Below are 17,169 nucleotides of genomic sequence, written 5' to 3'. Positions count from 1 at the left end.
CAGCAAGGGTTTTATCGCACGCAATACCAACGTGAACGGCTCAGTTGCATTGATGCAACGTTAGCCAGGCAGATACAGCAGATTATCCCTTGCCGACTTGAATAACGGCATATGTTGCTTGGCCCGCTTTGTTAGCTTATTGAGGTAACAGGGCATAAGGATGTACTGGTCGCGACGGCGATGCTCTGGTGACTCACTACCTCCCCGGCCATGCTGTTCGCAGTGCCTATTACCGCTCCAAGGAGCTAGTTGGATGACAACACAATCTTCGAATAGCTACAGCGTTGATCCGGAAACATCTCACAAGTTTTATATCAACGGCCGTTGGTCTTCCCCTGCAGTCCCGGCAAGTTTGCCGGTAGTCAATCCGGCAAGTGAAGAGGTCATTGCGCAGGTCGCGCGTGGATCTGCCGAGGATGTTGATCGGGCAGTAGCCGCGGCACGTGCAGCGTTTCCTGGTTGGTCTGCTTCCTCGACAGAGTCGCGTGCGCTTATCCTTGGAAAGATCTACGAACTTATCCTTGAGCGCAAAGAGGCTCTTGCACAGGCCCTCTCTCTCGAAATGGGCGCCGCCATCGGTTTCGCACGGGCGATGCAAGTGCCTCTGGCGGCCGAACACGTTCGGGTCGCACGTGATCTGCTGTCCACCTATCGTTTCCAAACGGTTGAAGACGGCACCGCGATCCAACGCGAACCAATAGGCGTCTGCGGCCTCATCACCCCTTGGAACTGGCCGCTTTATCAAATCACCGCGAAAGTCGCTCCGGCTATTGCTGCCGGATGCACAGTAGTCCTGAAACCAAGCGAACTGTCGCCTCTGAGCGCCCTTCTTTTTGCACAACTGGTGCACGACGCAGGCCTCCCGCCTGGCGTCTTCAATCTGGTGAACGGAAGTGGTCCCGAGGTCGGCGCAGCCATGGCCGCGCATCCCGATATCGACATGATTTCCATTACCGGCTCAAACCGCGCAGGCGCTCTGGTTGCACAGGCGGCCGCCCATACGGTGAAACGCGTCACACAAGAGCTGGGAGGCAAGTCCCCGAATCTTCTGCTTCCCGATGCCGACTTCGCCAAAGCGGTCCCGCTGGGAGTGATGTCTGCGTTTCGCAACGTCGGACAGTCCTGCAGCGCTCCGACAAGAATGATCGTCCCAAAGGACAGGCTGGCCGAGGTCGAATCTCTGGCTGCAGCAACCGCCAATGCAATCATCGTGGGTGACCCGCAGTCGGAAGATACGGTGCTGGGGCCTATTGCCAACGGAGCCCAGTTCAATCGCGTGCAAGCAATGATCGAGGCTGGCCTTGATGAGGGCGCAAAACTCATTTGCGGCGGACCAGGACGTGTACCGGGCTATGAAAAGGGCTTCTACACCCGACCGACTGTTTTTTCCGAGGTGGATTCCGGAATGCGGATCGCCCAAGAAGAAATTTTTGGTCCAGTGCTGTGCATCATTCCCTATGAGACGGTCGATGAGGCGGTCACTATCGCAAACGATACGGTATATGGTCTGGGTGCCCATGTTCAGGCTCAGGACCTTGATCTTGCACGTACCGTTGCCTCTCGTATCCGAGCCGGACAAGTGCATCTGAATTACCCCGCGTGGAATCCAATGGCTCCGTTCGGCGGCTACAAGCGGTCTGGTAATGGTCGTGAGTATGGTGTCTACGGGTTTGAAGAGTACCTGGAAACCAAAGCAATCATCGGATTTGGCGAAGCTCCAGGTCTCCCTTCGCGCGCATAGAACACGCTTGTCGCTGCCGGTATTGCGGCTCACCAATAATCTGGGTGTCAGGCTGTGAGGTTATTACCTCACTCGCCTGCATTTCAGTAGTTCCCGCCAGCTCCTGGTTTCACTCACTTACAGAATTCCGTGGAACTCTGCGGCTCAGTATTTTGAGCGAAAACGAGGCTCATATATTGGACGTGATAAAAAAAGCCCGCAGTGTGGGCGGGCTAAAAGCGTGAAGCACCAGAAATGAAGAGGGCTTCCAAGCCGATCTGTTGTCACCTCAGTTCAAAGCGCTGCAACGATTGCCATACCGACATCCTGGGTCGAGCCCTGCCCTCCCAGGTCGGGGGTAATCGGGCCCTCGGCGATAACCCGCTCGATGGCCTTGAGAATGCCGTCATGCGCCGCGCGATAACGCTCATCACCATTGCCCAGGAAATCCAGCATCAACGCCCCGGACCAGATCATCGCAATCGGGTTGGCGATGTTCTGCCCGTATATGTCCGGCGCCGAGCCATGCACCGGCTCGAACAACGACGGAAAGCGCCGCTCGGGATCGAGGTTGGCCGACGGCGCGATACCGATGGTCCCGGCGCAGGCCGGCCCGAGATCGGAAAGAATGTCGCCGAACAGATTCGACGCCACCACCACATCAAAACGGTCCGGTTGCAGCACGAAACGCGCGCACAGAATGTCGATGTGCTGTTTGTCCCAGGTGATGTCCGGGTACTGTTCAGCCATCAATGCGGTGCGCTCATCCCAATACGGCATGCTGATCGAGATCCCGTTGGACTTGGTCGCCGCCGTCAGGCGCTTGCGGGGTCGGGTCTGTGCGAGGTCAAAGGCGTATTTGAGAATCCGGTCGACTCCACGGCGGGTGAACACCGATTCCTGCAGCACGAACTCATGGTCGGTGCCTTCGAACATTTTGCCGCCGACCGAGGAATATTCACCCTCGGTGTTCTCGCGGATCACCACGAAATCGATGTCCCCCGGTTTGCGTCCGGCCAGTGGGCACGGCACGCCAGGAAACAGCCGCACCGGGCGAATGTTCACGTACTGGTCGAAGTCGCGGCGAAACTTCAGCAGCGAACCCCACAACGAAATGTGGTCCGGCACCTTGTCCGGCCAACCCACGGCGCCGAAGTAGATCGCATCGAAACCCTTGAGCTGTTCAAACCAGTCATCGGGCATCATCTGCCCGTGTTCCAGGTAGTAATCGCAGTGTGCCCAGTCGAGCACTTCGATGCTCAAATCCAGCTGCCATTTCTTCGCGGCCTGCTCCAGTACCCGCAACCCTTCCGGCAGCACTTCCTTGCCGATGCCATCGCCGGCAATCGCGGCGATTTTGAATGTCTTGCTCATCAATCATGCCTCGCAAAATGTCTGTGCCATCGTGGGTCGGGTTACAGCCCACCGATATGGAAGGCTTTGACTTCCAGGTATTCGTCCAGGCCGTACTTGCTGCCTTCACGGCCCAGGCCTGACTGCTTGATGCCGCCGAACGGGGCGACTTCCATGGAAATGATCCCCGTGTTGAGCCCGACCATGCCGAACTCCAGCGCCTCACCGAAACGCCAGGAACGGCGCAGGTCCTGGGTGAAGAAGTAGGCACCCAGGCCGTAAGGGGTTGCATTGGCTAGGACGAGCGCTTCGGCTTCGTCGGTAAAGCGCATCAGCGGCGCCACCGGGCCGAAGGTCTCTTCGTTGGCCAACAGCATGCCGGCGTGGGTATCGCCCAGAACCGTGGGCTGCACGAACTGACTGTCGCCCTCAGGAATACCGCCGCAGAGCAACCGCGCGCCCTGGCTCAAGGCATCGTCGATGTGTCGGGCGACCTTGCTCACGGCAGCCGGGTTGATCAGCGGCCCGATGGTGACATCGGCGTCCAGACCATTGCCGACCTTGAGTTTGCCCACCTCCTCCACCAGACGTTGAGCGAAGCGCTCGTAGATGCCGTCCTGCACCAGAATCCGGTTGGCGCAGACACAGGTCTGGCCTGCGTTGCGAAACTTGCTGAGCATGATCCCGGCCACAGCCTGCTCAAGGTCAGCGTCGTCGAACACAATGAATGGCGCATTGCCGCCCAGCTCCAGGCTCAATCGTTTGATGTGCTCGGCGCTCTGGCGCATCAGCAGCCGACCGACAGCGGTCGAGCCAGTAAAGGAAATCTTCCGTACCGCCGGGTTGCCGGTCAGCTCCTCACCGATCCCGGCGGGCATGCCGGTCAACACGTTGAACACCCCGGCCGGAATGCCAACACGCTCGGCTAATACCGCCAGGGCCAGGGCCGATAACGGCGTCAGGTCCGAGGGTTTGACGATGATTGGGCAGCCGGCCGCCAAGGCAGGTGCGCATTTGCGGGTGATCATCGCGTTGGGGAAGTTCCACGGGGTGATCGCTGCGCAAACTCCAACCGGTTGCTTGAGTGTCAGCAGTCGGCGGTCACTGCTGGGGGCCGGCATGGTTTCGCCGTAGACCCGCCGGGCCTCTTCGGCGAACCATTTGACGAAACCGGCACCGTAGCGGATTTCGCCTTTGGCCTCGTTCAGCGGTTTACCCTGTTCGCAGGTCATGATCAGCGCCAGGTCATCGAGGTTGTCGATCATGGCTTGATACCAGCGCTCCAACAGCGCCGCACGTTCTGCTGCCGGTCGTGCGCGCCAGGCGGGCCAGGCTTTTTCGGCGGCTTCGATGGCACAACGGGTTTCCGCGCCTTGCATGGCCGGCACGCGAGCCAGCAACAGACCGCTGGCCGGGTCGATGACGTCCAGGGTCGCGTCGTTGTCGGCGCCGATCCACTGCCCGTCCACATACGCGAGTTCTGCCAAAAGGCTGGGGTCTTTCAAATGATTCTTGAGCATGGTCGAGTCCTGATCCGAGACACGTTCCAGTCTAGGGTGGTGCTTCGGATGAGGATGCTGAAAGCGCGGGGACAGCAGTGTCGGATGCTGAAATTTGCAGTGGGACGGCAGGCTCTACCGAGGGGATATAAGGCCTGTCAGACAAACGCAAAACCCTGTGGGAGCGAGCTTGTTCGCGATGAGGGCCCGACATTCAACATTGATGTTGACTGATAGTCCGCAATCGCGAGCAAGCTCGCTCCCATACTTGACCTCTGTTTGCCCTAGAACCTATCAACACCACCGTCCTACAATTTCAGGGAACCGAGCAACCCTTCAAGAAACCGTTCCCCAGCCTCCATCTGGCTGATCTCTATAAACTCGTCCGGCTTGTGCGCCTGTTCAATCGACCCCGGCCCGCAAACCACCACTGGCACATCCAGACGTTGCTTGAACAACCCGCCTTCGGTACCAAACGAAACCTTGGATGTACCGGTATCCGGCGCGGCGAAGCTCTTCAGAAAGCGCACCGCTTCGACGCTCGGGTGGGTGTCGAGGCCGGGGTAGACGTTCAGGGTTTCGATCTCGATGTCCGCAACACTGGACAGGCGCTTGGCCTCACGAACGATCACCTCTGCACGCTCTCGCATCTGTTCCAGAAACTGATCCAGATCGTCGGCCGGCAAGTTGCGCACTTCGAAATCCAGGGTGCACAGGTTCGGCACGATGTTCAGAGCTTTGCCGCCGACAATTTGTCCGACATGCACGGTGCTGTAGGGCACGTCGTAGTCCGCATCCTGGGCGCCCTGCTCTTGCAGTTGGAGCTGACTTTGGCGCAGTGCCGTGATGAAATCGCACGCCACGTGAATAGCATTGACCGAGCGCGGTGCCAGGGAAGAATGCGCTTCCAGGCCTCGACAGTAGGTGCGGTAGGAGCCCTTGCCCTTGTGCCCGAGCACGAATTGCATGTTGGTCGGTTCACCGATCATGCACAGAAACGGCCGCACCGGTGCCAGGTGCAACACGTCCAGCAACCGTCGCACGCCGACACAACCGATCTCTTCATCATGGGACAGCGCCAGTTGCAGCGGCCGGCTCAGGGAATGGTCGGCGGCGTCGAGCATCGCGTCGATGGCCAAGGCGATGAAGCCTTTCATGTCGCAACTGCCGCGACCGTAAATTTTGCCGTCCAGCACCGTCGCCTGAAACGCCGGAAAGGTCCACGCCTGCCCCGCCGCCGGCACCACGTCGGTATGCCCGGACAGCAGAATTCCTGGCAGCTCTCGCGGGCCGGTGCTGGCGAACAGATTGGCTTTTTTACCGGTCTCGTCCTTGACGATCAGCGACTCGATGCCCTTGGTCAGCAGCAGGTCGCGCACGTAGTCGATCAGGGCCATGTTCGACTCCGACGACACGGTGTCGAAGGCCATCAAGCGTTTGAGGATATCCAGTACGCGGGGTTTCATGAGGCCATGCTCCGTTGCTCGGCTGAAAGGGCGAACCGGCGGATGGAGAACGGCTCAATCGAAGTGCTGGTGCTGCCGGTGCTGATCAGTTCGGCCATCACATCGCCGACGCCCGGGCCGAGCTGGAAGCCGTGACCGCAGAAACCGAACGCGTAGAACAAGCCGTCGACGGTGCCACTCGGGCCCATCACCGGCAGGGAATCCGGCAGGTAGCCTTCGATGCCACTCCAGACCCGGATGATGTTCAGGTTACCGACACCCGGCAGCAGGCGGCGCATTTGATTGATCTGGTTGAGGATGCTGCGCGGCTCCACGTAGGCCCGGCGATTGAGCATGTCCGGTTTACTGCGATAGCCGCCACCGATGACAATGTTGCCGCGAGGGATCTGGCGGAAGTAAATCACTTCCTCGGGAATCTTGGTGTACACGCCGATCACTGTTGGCAAGGCGTAAGGCACCGGTTCGGTCACGGCCATTTGCGGGCCGTGGGTGTCCAGCGGCACCGGTTCGCCGAATTGCAGTGACAGCTTCTGCCCCCAGGCCCCGGCGGTAATCAAGAGTTGTGCGGCGCTGAACTGGCGACCGTCAGTGGTGGTGACGCTGAACTCGCCACCGACCTTTTGCACCTCGGCCACTTCAGTCTGCTCCTCGATCTGCGCGCCGAGACGCCGTGCCGCCCGGGCAAACGCCGGGGCTGCCAGACGCGGATTGGCGTGACCGTCGTGGGGCGCATAGGAGCCACCCTTCACATCCGGCCCGAGGAATGGAAAACGCCGATGCAACTCGGCACCGCGATAAATCCTCAGATCCAGTTGCGCCGCCTCAGGCGCTGCGGCATAGGCCTGCAGCTCGGCGATTTCATCTTCGCGATAACACACACGCATGTGGCCGCTAGCGATGAACTCAAGGTCATCGTCGATCAATTCCGGCAAGCGTTTCCACAGCGCCCAGGAACGGTTGGCCAATTCCAATTGGCCCAGATACCGCCCCTGACGCCGGACATTGCCGAAGTTCACGCCGCTGGCGTACTGACCAATCTGGTCGCGCTCCAGCAGGATGACCGATTGCCCGCGCTGGCGCAGGAAAAACGCTGCCGCCGAGCCCATCAGGCCTCCGCCGACGATAACGACATCGGCTTTGTGTACGGTCATGGCGACACCTCCTCGGTGAGCATCGAAAGGGGTTTGACCGGCGCCTGGCTGCGTTGGCGTCCAACCTGTTGCACGCTGACACCTGCCGCTGCAGCGATCACTTCCGCCCCGGCCTGGGAGCAATAACGGCCCTGGCAACGGCCCATGCCGACCCGACTGAATGCCTTGGCCCGATTGACTTCGCAGGCGCCCTTCTCGCTGACTGTACGGCGCAGCTCACCAACACTGATCATCTCGCAACGGCAAACGATGGCGGTGTCCGGCAAGGCTTTGGCATGTTCGGCTGGCCAGGGAAACGCCTGGGCCAAACCGAGGCGGAACTGGTCCATCACCGCCAAGGCATGGCGTTGTTCATCGCGTAAACCGGCGTTCACCGGTTGGTGCAGGTCTTCCAGCAACGCCATGGCCACCAGGCGTCCGGCGTGCTCAGCGGCGTCCGCACCTCGAATCTTCGAACCATCACCCGCGGCATACACACCGCTGACCGACGTTCGACCCTCCTCATCAACCGCCAGCCACCATTGGCCGGACGCTTCATCGAAGCGCATACGGCAACCGGCCAGGTCGGCCAGTTGGGTTTCCGGGCGCAAGTGATAACCCAGCGCCAACGCATCACAATCCACACTCAACGTCTCGCCGCGTGCGGTCAGCACCCGCACACCACTGACACCACTGGCCGCATCGCCCAGCACTTGTAGCGGCTTGATGCCGAGGTGCACCGGAATCTTCGCCCGATATAGCTGCGCCAACAGTTTCATCCCGGTGAACAGTAATCCTGGACGCGCCAGCAGTTTCGACAAGGCACCGATACGTTTGCTCAGCGGTGACGTGTCGAGCACCGCCGCCACTTTCGCACCCGCCTTGACGTACTGACTGGCGACCAGATACAGCAACGGTCCGCTGCCCATGAACACCACGCTGCGGCCAATGGAAACTGCCTGGGACTTGAGCGCAATCTGCGCCCCGCCGAGGCTGTAGGTGCCCGCCAATTGCCAACCTTCAATCGGCATCAGGCGGTCGGTGGCACCGGTACAGAGGATCAGCGCATCGTAATCCACCGTCGAGTGTTTACCCTGGCTGACGCAGCACAACTGCCTCGGTGTCAGATTCCACACCAATGTGTCCGGGCGGTAGTCGATCCGTTCGCGCAGGTGATCAAAACTTTCGTGCAGGTCCCGAGCCTTGGCGGCTTCTGTGCCGTACAGCGTGGCGTAATCCCTGGTGAAACCTTCGGGCTGTCGACGATAGATCTGTCCACCATCGCGGCGATTCTCATCGATCAGGATCGGCTTGAAGCCCGCTGCCAACAAGGTCTCGGCACAGCGAATACCCGCCGGCCCGGCACCAACGATGACTATCCGTGCAGTGGCCATGTCGCCTCCGGTTGTGTAGTGACGATGTCCAGCCCTTCACGGACTTCATTGGAGCAAGCACGCAGACGCTCGCCACTGCGGGTCCAGACCCAGCAATCCTGGCAAGCGCCCATCAAACAGAAACCCGCGCGCCGGCCGGAATCGAACTCCGATTGGCGCAACGCGTTGCTCTGGGTCAGCAATGCCACCATCAGGGTGTCGCCCTGCAACGCCTCGATGGGTGCGCCGTCCACCTTCAAACTGATGGTTGGCCGGCCCTGCTCGGCCAGCCTCACAAAACGCCCCTTCATGCATAGGCTCCCTGGGTCATGGTGATTAAATCCAGCTGGGTTTTCAGCAACTCGGCGCTGTCATGGTGGCAAAGGATTTCACTACCGCCATCAATGGTCCGGCGGTTCGGTGCCGTGCTATTGCACAAGCCATCGACCCGCACCGGACAGCGGCTGAGAAAGGTGCACAACTCCGGCACATTGGCCTTGGCGCCAATCGGCGGCAGCGTGCCGCAGGTTGTGCTGCAGGTTTCCAACCAGCCTTGACGCAGTTCCGGCACCGAATGGATCAACAGGTCTGTATACGGATGGAAGGGTGCCTGGGCGAATGACTGGCGAGTGCCGGCCTGGACTTTGTGGCCGCTGTACATCACCACAATGTCATCGCATAGCGCCCGCACCGTGGAGATGTCGTGGCTGATGAACAGATAGGAAACCCCCAGCTCCTGACGCAGGTCGCGCAGCAGTTCAAGAATTGCTGCTCCGACCACGGTATCCAGCGCCGAGGTCACCTCGTCACAGAGGATCAGATCAGGTTTTGCCGCCAGTGCCCGGGCCAGGTTGACCCGTTGCTTTTGACCGCCAGACAGTTCATTCGGGCGCCGTTCGGCCAGGGTTCGGGGCAAGCGCACCAGGTCCAGCAACTCGCCGATACGCTCACGCAACGCCGCGCCCTTAAGGCCGAAATACATCTTCAGCGGCCGGCTCAGAATGGTGCTAACACTGTGCATCGGGTTGAGCGCGGTGTCGGCGTTTTGAAAGACCATTTGGATGCGACGGAACTGTTCGTCGGTGCGCTCGGACAGGCTGCCGCCCAGTGGCTGACCATCGAAAGTCAGCCCACCGAGGGCCGGTGTCAGCAACCCCGCCACTACCCGCGCCAGGGTCGATTTGCCGGACCCCGACTCACCGATCACGCCGATGGCCTGGCCCCGGCGCACAGTCAAGTCGATGTCTTCCAGCACGCGGATCGCCGGCATGCCGTGCATGTCCTTGTTGCCGTAACCGGCGGTCAGGCCCTTTATGGTCAGCAATGGCGTGTCTTGCGCCATATCGCAGGGCGGGCGAATCGTCGTATCCGGCCGCGCCGCCGCCAGCAGACTGCGGGTGTATTCATGGGCAGGGCCTTTGAGCAACGGCGCGGTGGCGCTCTGTTCGAAGATCTGGCCGCCGTTGAGCACGACGATCTGATCAGCCATCTGCGCCACCACCGCCAGGTCGTGGGAAACATAGACCGCCGTCGCCCCGCGTTCACGCACTACACGTTTGAAGGCTCGCAGCACATCGATCTGGGTGGTGACATCGAGGGCAGTGGTCGGTTCGTCGAGCACCACCAGCAACGGATCGCTGATCAACGCCATGGCCGCCATCACCCTTTGCAGTTGCCCGCCAGACACCTGGTGCGGGTAGCGTTGGCCGATGTTGTCCGGGTCAGGCAGCGCCAGGTCGCGGAACAATTGGATGGCTTTGGCTTCAAGCACCGCCCGAGTGCCCAGGCCATGAATCAACGCGCCCTCCACCACTTGATCGATCAACTTCTTCGCCGGGTTGAACGCTGCCGCCGCGCTTTGCGCGATGTACGACACTCGGTTTCCGCGCAGTCCCTGCAATTCTTTTTCGCTGAGTGCGAGCATGTTGTGCTCGCCGACCTGCACCACGCCGCCGGACAACCTGCAGCCACGTCTTGCATAGCCCAGCAGCGCCAGGGCGATAGTGGTCTTGCCGGAGCCAGACTCGCCAATCAACGCCAGCACTTCACCTTTTTCCAGGGCGAAGCTCACGCCTTTGACGATTTCCGTTTCGCCACGCTCGCCACAGGCGACCACACGCAGGTCTTCGACTCGAATCAATTCACTCATTTCAATGTCCTCCCGTACGGCGACTACGTCGGGACGACAGTCTGTCGATAAACAAATTCACGCCGATGGTCAGGGTGCCGATGGCCAGGGCCGGAATCACGATGGCCGGCGCGCCCTGATTGAGGCCGCCGATATTTTCCCGCACCAGCGAACCGAGGTCGGCATCTGGAGGCTGCACGCCGAGGCCGAGGAAACTCATGCCGCTGAGCAGCAACACGATGAAGCCAAAGCGCAGGCCAAGGTCGGTCAACACCGGATTGAGCATGTTGGGCAAAATTTCCACGCAAGCGATGTACAACCGGCGCTCACCACGGGTACGGGCCACTTGCACGTATTCCAGCGCCTCGATGTTCACCGCCATGCTGCGCGCAATGCGAAACGCGCCAGGGGTGAAACTCAATACGGCGGTGCAAATCAGCAAGGTCACTGAGGAGCCGAAAGCCGAGACCATGATCAATGCCAGCATCTTGCTCGGGATCGAAATGAACGCGTCCATCAAGCGACTGATCACTTCGTCCAGCCATTTGGGCGAAACCACAGACAGTAGCGCGCAACTGGTACCCAGGCCGCTGGCCAACACCGCCGCGATCAACGCCAGGCCAACGGTGAACCGTGCACCTACGAGGATGCGACTAAGCATGTCACGCCCAAGGTAATCAGTGCCGAACGGGTAAAGGGCGCTGATGCTGTCGAAGACATTATCGGAGACCACTTCGCCCACCGGGTGTGGTGCCAACCACGGGCCGAAGATCGCCACCAGCAACCAGATAACGCACATCGCAGCCCCGATCAGACCCAGCCAGCCCGGGCCATGAGTCCCCTTGCCAGCCGACAGGTCGGGGGTCGCAGGCGTCGATTTCACAATGAGATTGTTCATTGGTTTCTCAGCCTCGGGTTAGACAGAATCGCGCAAAGGTCGGCGAGTAGCACCAGCACCAGGTATGCCGTACAAAACAGCATGGTGCAGGCCTGAACCAGCGCCATGTCACGGTTGGTCACGGCATCGACCATCAGGCTGGCGATGCCGGGATAGTTGAAGATCGTCTCGACAATCACCACCCCGCCCAGCAGGTACGACAGGCTCAGGGCGATCGCGTTGGCAATTGGCCCTATGGCATTGGGCAAGGCATGGCGCAGCACGATGCGCATCGGGCCGACGCCTTTGAGCCGAGCCATTTCCACGTAAGGGCTGTCGAGCTGGTCGATCACCGCAGCCCGGGTCATCCGGGCCATTTGCGCGACGATGACGCAGCACAGCGTCATCACCGGCAAGGCGTAAGTACGCATGAATTGCCAGGGTGAGGTGATGTCGCTGGCATAGGACAACGCCGACAACCAGCCCAGGTTTACCGCAAAAATCAGCACCGCCAGGGTCGCCACCAGAAACTCCGGGACGGCGACCATGGCCAGGGTGAAAAAGCTCAGGAAGCTGTCTATGCGCCCACCGCGCGCCATCGCCGAGCCGATGCCCAGAATCAATGCCACCGGCACCGACACCAGCGCCGTAGCGGCCGCCAGCATCAGGGTGTTCGGCACGCGGCCGGCCATCAAATCGCTGACCGGCATGGCGTTGGACACCGACACCCCCATGTCACCGCTGAGCAGGTTCATCAACCAGTGCAAGTAACGCAGCACACCGGGCTGATCGAGCCCCAGTTTCAGGCGCAGCGCCGCCACCTGTTCCGGCGTGGCGAACTGTCCGAGGGATTGTTGCGCCGCGTCCCCCGGCAGGACCGCCGTGATCGCAAACACGACCATGGACACGATCAACAAAGTCACGATCGCGGCGCCCAGACGCCGGCCGATCAACCACAGTGTGTTGCTATTCATCGCCTACCCTCCTGCACTGTCCTTGACGTACCAACCGAGCATCCATCAAGCGTCCAGCCAGACCTGCTCAGCGAACATGTAGCCCATGAAGCCGCCCAGCGGGTTGCTGCCGTAGCCCTTGACGCGCTGGTCGACACCGTCGATGTTGCTGATAAACACTGGCACGCCGATACCACAGTGGTCATGCACCAGGGTTTGCATGTCCGCGTACATCTTGCTGCGCTTGGCGTCGTCGGTTTCACCGCGAGCGAGCATCAGCAACTGGTCGAACTGATCGTTCTGCCAACCGGATTCGTTCCACGGCGCTTTCGACTGGAAGAACTGCGAGAACATCACGTCGGCGTTCGGCCGTGGGTTGATGTTGCCGAAGCTCAACGGGTGCTTCATCCAGTGGTTGGACCAGTAGCCGTCACTCGGCAAACGGTTGACGTCGAGCTTGAGCCCGGCCTGTTTCGCCGACTGTTGCAACAGCACTGCGATGTCCACCGAACCGGTGGCGGCCGGCGATGCCGCCACCGGCATGCTGATGTTTTCCATGCCGGCCTTCTTCAGCAGGAATTTGGCTTTTTCCGGGTCGTAGACGGTCTGCGGCAGATCGGCATTGTAGTAGCGCGAACCCGGGGCAATCGGATGGTCGTTACCCACGACCGCGAAGCCACGGAACACCGCGGATTTGATCTGTTCGCGGTCAATCAGGTACTTCATGGCCTGGGTGAATTCAGGGCTTTTGCCGGGCAACTGATCCTGACGGATGATCAAGTCAGTGTAGTTGCCCGACGGCGCATCGACGACCCGGTGCTTGGCGCTGGCCTTGATACGCACCGTCGAGCGCGGGTTGACTTCGTTGATGATCTGCACGTCGCCCGACAGCAACGCATTGATCCGCGAGGGTTCATCGCCAATGGCGATAAATTCGATTTCGTCCAGGTAAGGCAGACCTGGTTTCCAATAGTCGGTGTTGCGCACAGCAAGCGAACGCACACCCGGTTTGAACTCCTTGGCCTTGAACGGCCCGGTGCCGATTCCCTGGTTGAAGTCGGTGGTGCCTTCGGGAACGATTAACAAATGTGAAACTGCGAGCATCGACGGCAGCTCGGCATTCGGGCCGCTCAGACGGATCTGCACTTCGTTGGTGCCCGTGGCCTTGATCTCGGCAAACTGCTCCGCCAGAGGCATGACCTTGGAACCCGTGATTGGGTCCTTGTGCCGCAATAGAGAAAACACCACGTCAGCGGCTGTCAGAGCCTTGCCATTGTGGAAGGTCACCTCTTTGCGCAAGGTAATCACCCAGAGCGTGGCGTCACTGGTTTCGATGCGCTCGGCCAACTCCAATTGCGGCACCATATGGCTGTCGAAACGGGTCAGGCCGTTGTAGAACATGAAATGGCGCGCGTAGTCTGTGGATGAGGAACCTTTGGCCGGGTCTAACGTATCGGCGGTGGAACTGGTCATGCCGGCGACTCGAATCCGCCCGCCCGGTTTGCCTTTGCCAGGACTCGCGGCTTCGTCGGCAAACAGTTTGCCGGCGGCGCCGAACAGGCTACCGGCGCCTGCGGCAGCCACCCCGGCGACCCCCAGCATTTGCAAGGCACTGCGGCGTGACATGCCGCGATTGAGGCCTTCGAATACTCTCAGGCTTTCTTGGCCGGAGATCAGTTTCGAGTCGATTTTGTTGTCAGTCATATCAGCTGTACCTGTCGATAATGAGAAGGCTCATGCTCGCGGTTGTCCGGAGCGTCTTGAAACGCAAACGACGGTGAAGCCACAACTTCAAATTCAATGTAAATAATCCTGGAACCGGTAATAAGCGCCCACCAGCGGCAGGAACCACGGTTTGCCGAAATGCCCGGGAATCGCCGGCCAGTCCAGTTCGCGCCAGGGGTTGGCCTCGACCTTGCCGTCCATGACCTCGGCCATGACCTGGCCCATGTGCACAGACATCTGCACCCCGTGACCGCTGTAGCCCATGGAGTGATAAACCCCGCCGTGCTGACCGGCCCGAGGCAAACGGTCGGAAGTCATGTCGACCAGCCCGCCCCAGCAGTAATCGATTTTCACGTTGGCCAACTGCGGGAACATCTGCACCATCGCTGCTTGCAGCACCTTGCCGCTCTTGGCGTCATTGACGCTGTCGGACATGGCAAACCGCGCACGACCGCCGAACAGCAGACGGTTGTCCGGGGTCAAGCGGAAATAGTTGCCGATCATGCGGCTGGTGACATAGGCGCGTTTGCCTGGCAGCAGTTGGTCGATCAACCACTGGGGCAGCACTTCGGTGGCAATGACAAAACTGCCCACCGGCACGATCCGCCGCCGATACCAGCCCAAACCGCCGTGCTGACAGGCACCGGTGGCCAGCAGCACCTGCCCGGCGTGCAGCGAACCCTTGCTTGTGTTGACCTGATATCCGCCAGCCCGGGCTTTCCAGTCCATTACCGAGGTGCCTTGATGAATGAGCGCACCATGTCGTGCCGCCGCTTCCGCCAGGCCGACACCGAAGCGCCCGACGTGCATCTGCACACCGTTGCGTTGCAGCAAGCCACCGTGGAACTGCGCCGAACTCACTTCAGTGCGGGTCTGTTCGGCGCTTAGCAACTCGACATCGGCATCGACTTCCCGGCGAATCAGTTCGCAGGTTCGTGCCAGTCCTTCGTAGTGCATCGGCTTGGCTGCCAGTTTCAGCTTGCCGTTACGGATCAGATCGCAGGCGATTTGCTCCTGATCTACCAGCGACACCACGCTCTGCACCGCACTTTCGTAAGCCTTGTAATAGGCCCGAGCCTTGTCGACACCGAGGCTGGCACTAAGACCGGCGTAGTCCTGGGCTACCCCGGTGTTGCACTGGCCGCCGTTGCGTCCAGAGGCTTCACCGATCACCCGCCCGGCCTCCAGCACTACGACACTGGCGCCTTTCAAGGCCAACGCCCGAGCCGCCGCCAGGCCGGTGAAACCGCCACCGACGATGGCCACGTCGACCTGCCCGGGCAACGCGCCGAGCTGGGCACCGGTGAACGCCGGTGCGGTGTCGAGCCAGTAGGATTCACTGCCCATGTCTAATCCGCCTATGCCAGGAAAAGTGCCATTACGTTACAACTCAAAGACCGACCAACGCCGCCAGCCCGCCGATGTCGGGGATTTGCTGGTAGCTGTAGAAGGCATTGGCAGGAACTTCATGACCACGGGCGACAAACGCCTTGTTTTTGATCTTCATGTCATGGGCCGGCATCAGGTCATAACGGAAGCTGGAGGACACATGCAAGATGTCTTCCGGGCCGCAGTTGAGGTTGTCGAGCATGTACTCAAAGGCGGCCAGACGTGGCTTGTAAGCCTGTGCCTGTTCGGCGGTGAAGACCTTATGGAACGGCGCGCCGAGCTTGTCGACGTTGGACATTATCTGGCTGTTGCTGGCGTTGGAGAAAATGACCAGGGGAATTTTGTCGGCGATTTTCGACAGACCTGCCGGCACGTCAGGGTGCGGGCCCCAGGTGGGTACGGCGTCGTAATACAGCTGGCCTTCGTCGCGGTATTCGATACCCCAACGCTTGCAGGTCCGGGCCAGGGCGGTCTTGAGGATTTCGTCATAAGGCATCCAGTCACCCATGACCTGATCCAGGCGATAGGCCGAGAAATCCTTGACGAATTGGTCCATCTGCGCCGCAGGAACACGATCAGCGAAAATCTCGCGAGTCATCGTGCCCATGTGAAAATTGGTCAGTGTACCGTAGCAGTCGAACGTAATGAATTTGGGGCGAAGAAAGCTCATTGAGTGCGGTCCTGAAGTTCGTTTAGGTCATGGCGTGACTAGCATTCGCTTCATTCGAGAAGCTGTGATGCAACGCTGCAGCACACCGTCATTACAACACCGTGAATTCAGCAGATGGCGTTAAAAGCGACCTCTACTCGATACAAACCACCGTTTTAGCCTCCCCCCCCAGCAGACTTTGCGGCGCGCTCCTACCTTGGGCAAAGCCCGTATTTGTGCGCTTTTATGGACCTCTATAACCCTGTACGACCCGCGCGTGCCGTCATTAACCGCAGAAACTGCGCCGGTCTGAACGAAAACGGGCGCCCCCCTGAGGAAGCGCCCGTTTGCTGTGGTTTGGAGCCTGCCAGCTCTCTCCGGCTGCCCAGCTACCTGCGGAATCATGATGTTATTGGAGGATGTCGATCTGCACGCTTTTGAAACGCAAATTGGCTTCGAATGTCAGGCCAACACGTCTTTATGTGGTCGGGTCGAACCCGCTTCAAGCGGTGCGAGAGTCTCGGCATCCGCTTCGATCAGATCGGCCCAACGACGCATTACCCGCGCCCGCTCCCGAGGTGGACGGAGGGACCAATCACTGCAGTTGAACGCCTGCCAGGCATCGTTGACGGCCTCATCCACCAAGGTTGGCTTCGGCAATCCGGCATACACCTGACCGTCCGCACCACCTCCAGTACAGGCTGAGCATCGCGGTATTGGCCGCCAATAAAATGAGCGCTACGCACAGCGATTAGACGAGGATCAAAACTATCCATGGAGCGCTCCAGATATGGGCCGGCGAGTCATTTACTCTGTTTCCATAGTAGAAAAAAAGCCCAGGCATTTGCTGCCGACCTTGCCATGCGATTAAGTAGTAAATGTGGTCTTGCGGCCTCTGCCTCGCGGA

The 17,169-nt window shown here is 60.1% G+C and carries 13 protein-coding genes and 1 pseudogene; 1 reads left to right on the top strand and 13 read right to left on the bottom strand.

The genetic code is table 11. The features are described 5' to 3' along the window. Window positions 1-253 precede the first annotated feature (253 nt). On the top strand, window positions 254-1,741 hold the full coding sequence (locus BLQ41_RS16690; RefSeq protein ID WP_090182515.1) for an aldehyde dehydrogenase family protein: 1,488 nt from the start codon (window positions 254-256) through the stop codon (window positions 1,739-1,741). 273 nt (window positions 1,742-2,014) lie between these two features. Here BLQ41_RS16690 and BLQ41_RS16685 read toward each other — a convergent pair whose 3' ends face one another. From BLQ41_RS16685 to BLQ41_RS31225, 13 genes and pseudogenes are all read right to left on the bottom strand, one after another. Beyond that, a complete protein-coding gene (locus BLQ41_RS16685; RefSeq protein ID WP_090182513.1) occupies window positions 2,015-3,094 on the bottom strand; it encodes a tartrate dehydrogenase in 1,080 nt (359 codons plus the stop codon). Between the two features lie 41 nt (window positions 3,095-3,135). Next, window positions 3,136-4,593, bottom strand: a complete 1,458-nt coding sequence (locus tag BLQ41_RS16680; RefSeq protein ID WP_090182512.1) for an NAD-dependent succinate-semialdehyde dehydrogenase — start codon at window positions 4,591-4,593, stop codon at window positions 3,136-3,138. A 287-nt stretch (window positions 4,594-4,880) separates the two neighbouring features. Then, window positions 4,881-6,038 (bottom strand): acetylornithine deacetylase, encoded by a 1,158-nt coding sequence (argE, locus tag BLQ41_RS16675; protein WP_090182509.1) that lies wholly within the window; start codon window positions 6,036-6,038, stop codon window positions 4,881-4,883. Then, window positions 6,035-7,189, bottom strand: coding sequence for an NAD(P)/FAD-dependent oxidoreductase (locus tag BLQ41_RS16670; protein ID WP_090182508.1), 1,155 nt, complete (start codon window positions 7,187-7,189; stop codon window positions 6,035-6,037). Before BLQ41_RS16670 ends, argE begins: the two co-directional genes overlap by 4 nt. Then, a complete protein-coding gene (locus BLQ41_RS16665; RefSeq protein WP_090182506.1) occupies window positions 7,186-8,562 on the bottom strand; it encodes an FAD/NAD(P)-dependent oxidoreductase in 1,377 nt (458 codons plus the stop codon). The genes BLQ41_RS16670 and BLQ41_RS16665 overlap by 4 nt, the downstream gene beginning before the upstream one ends. Beyond that, the gene (locus tag BLQ41_RS16660; RefSeq protein WP_090182505.1) at window positions 8,544-8,852 is read right to left on the bottom strand and encodes a (2Fe-2S)-binding protein; all 309 of its coding nucleotides are present in this window, start codon (window positions 8,850-8,852) and stop codon (window positions 8,544-8,546) included. The genes BLQ41_RS16665 and BLQ41_RS16660 overlap by 19 nt, the downstream gene beginning before the upstream one ends. Next, window positions 8,849-10,690 carry an ABC transporter ATP-binding protein gene (locus BLQ41_RS16655; RefSeq protein ID WP_090182503.1) on the bottom strand — a complete coding sequence of 614 codons (1,842 nt, stop codon included), beginning with the start codon at window positions 10,688-10,690 and terminating at the stop codon, window positions 8,849-8,851. Before BLQ41_RS16655 ends, BLQ41_RS16660 begins: the two co-directional genes overlap by 4 nt. Before the next feature lies 1 nt (window position 10,691). Continuing rightward, window positions 10,692-11,567, bottom strand: coding sequence for an ABC transporter permease (locus BLQ41_RS16650; RefSeq protein ID WP_090182502.1), 876 nt, complete (start codon window positions 11,565-11,567; stop codon window positions 10,692-10,694). Next, the gene (locus BLQ41_RS16645) at window positions 11,564-12,520 is read right to left on the bottom strand and encodes an ABC transporter permease (RefSeq protein WP_090182500.1); all 957 of its coding nucleotides are present in this window, start codon (window positions 12,518-12,520) and stop codon (window positions 11,564-11,566) included. The genes BLQ41_RS16650 and BLQ41_RS16645 overlap by 4 nt, the downstream gene beginning before the upstream one ends. Before the next feature lie 45 nt (window positions 12,521-12,565). Beyond that, window positions 12,566-14,203, bottom strand: coding sequence for an ABC transporter substrate-binding protein (locus tag BLQ41_RS16640; protein WP_090182498.1), 1,638 nt, complete (start codon window positions 14,201-14,203; stop codon window positions 12,566-12,568). A 93-nt stretch (window positions 14,204-14,296) separates the two neighbouring features. Next, on the bottom strand, window positions 14,297-15,571 hold the full coding sequence (locus BLQ41_RS16635; RefSeq protein WP_090182497.1) for an NAD(P)/FAD-dependent oxidoreductase: 1,275 nt from the start codon (window positions 15,569-15,571) through the stop codon (window positions 14,297-14,299). 43 nt (window positions 15,572-15,614) lie between these two features. Further along, complete coding sequence (locus BLQ41_RS16630; RefSeq protein ID WP_090182495.1) at window positions 15,615-16,283, bottom strand: haloacid dehalogenase type II; 669 nt, start codon at window positions 16,281-16,283, stop codon at window positions 15,615-15,617. Between the two features lie 444 nt (window positions 16,284-16,727). Further along, a pseudogene (locus BLQ41_RS31225) lies at window positions 16,728-17,038 on the bottom strand (aldehyde dehydrogenase family protein); the annotation flags it as partial. Window positions 17,039-17,169: the final 131 nt, after the last annotated feature.

The organism is Pseudomonas arsenicoxydans, assembly GCF_900103875.1.
GTDB lineage: Bacteria > Pseudomonadota > Gammaproteobacteria > Pseudomonadales > Pseudomonadaceae > Aquipseudomonas > Aquipseudomonas arsenicoxydans.
This window is presented reverse-complemented; position numbering and strand designations above follow the sequence as displayed.

Coding starts and splice junctions, on each gene's coding strand:
- BLQ41_RS16690 (WP_090182515.1), top strand. CDS start 254: ATGACAACACAATCTTCGAATAGCTACAGCGTTGATCCGGAAACATCT.
- BLQ41_RS16685 (WP_090182513.1), bottom strand. CDS start 3,094: ATGAGCAAGACATTCAAAATCGCCGCGATTGCCGGCGATGGCATCGGC.
- BLQ41_RS16680 (WP_090182512.1), bottom strand. CDS start 4,593: ATGCTCAAGAATCATTTGAAAGACCCCAGCCTTTTGGCAGAACTCGCG.
- argE (WP_090182509.1), bottom strand. CDS start 6,038: ATGAAACCCCGCGTACTGGATATCCTCAAACGCTTGATGGCCTTCGAC.
- BLQ41_RS16670 (WP_090182508.1), bottom strand. CDS start 7,189: ATGACCGTACACAAAGCCGATGTCGTTATCGTCGGCGGAGGCCTGATG.
- BLQ41_RS16665 (WP_090182506.1), bottom strand. CDS start 8,562: ATGGCCACTGCACGGATAGTCATCGTTGGTGCCGGGCCGGCGGGTATT.
- BLQ41_RS16660 (WP_090182505.1), bottom strand. CDS start 8,852: ATGAAGGGGCGTTTTGTGAGGCTGGCCGAGCAGGGCCGGCCAACCATC.
- BLQ41_RS16655 (WP_090182503.1), bottom strand. CDS start 10,690: ATGAGTGAATTGATTCGAGTCGAAGACCTGCGTGTGGTCGCCTGTGGC.
- BLQ41_RS16650 (WP_090182502.1), bottom strand. CDS start 11,567: ATGAACAATCTCATTGTGAAATCGACGCCTGCGACCCCCGACCTGTCG.
- BLQ41_RS16645 (WP_090182500.1), bottom strand. CDS start 12,520: ATGAATAGCAACACACTGTGGTTGATCGGCCGGCGTCTGGGCGCCGCG.
- BLQ41_RS16640 (WP_090182498.1), bottom strand. CDS start 14,203: ATGACTGACAACAAAATCGACTCGAAACTGATCTCCGGCCAAGAAAGC.
- BLQ41_RS16635 (WP_090182497.1), bottom strand. CDS start 15,571: ATGGGCAGTGAATCCTACTGGCTCGACACCGCACCGGCGTTCACCGGT.
- BLQ41_RS16630 (WP_090182495.1), bottom strand. CDS start 16,283: ATGAGCTTTCTTCGCCCCAAATTCATTACGTTCGACTGCTACGGTACA.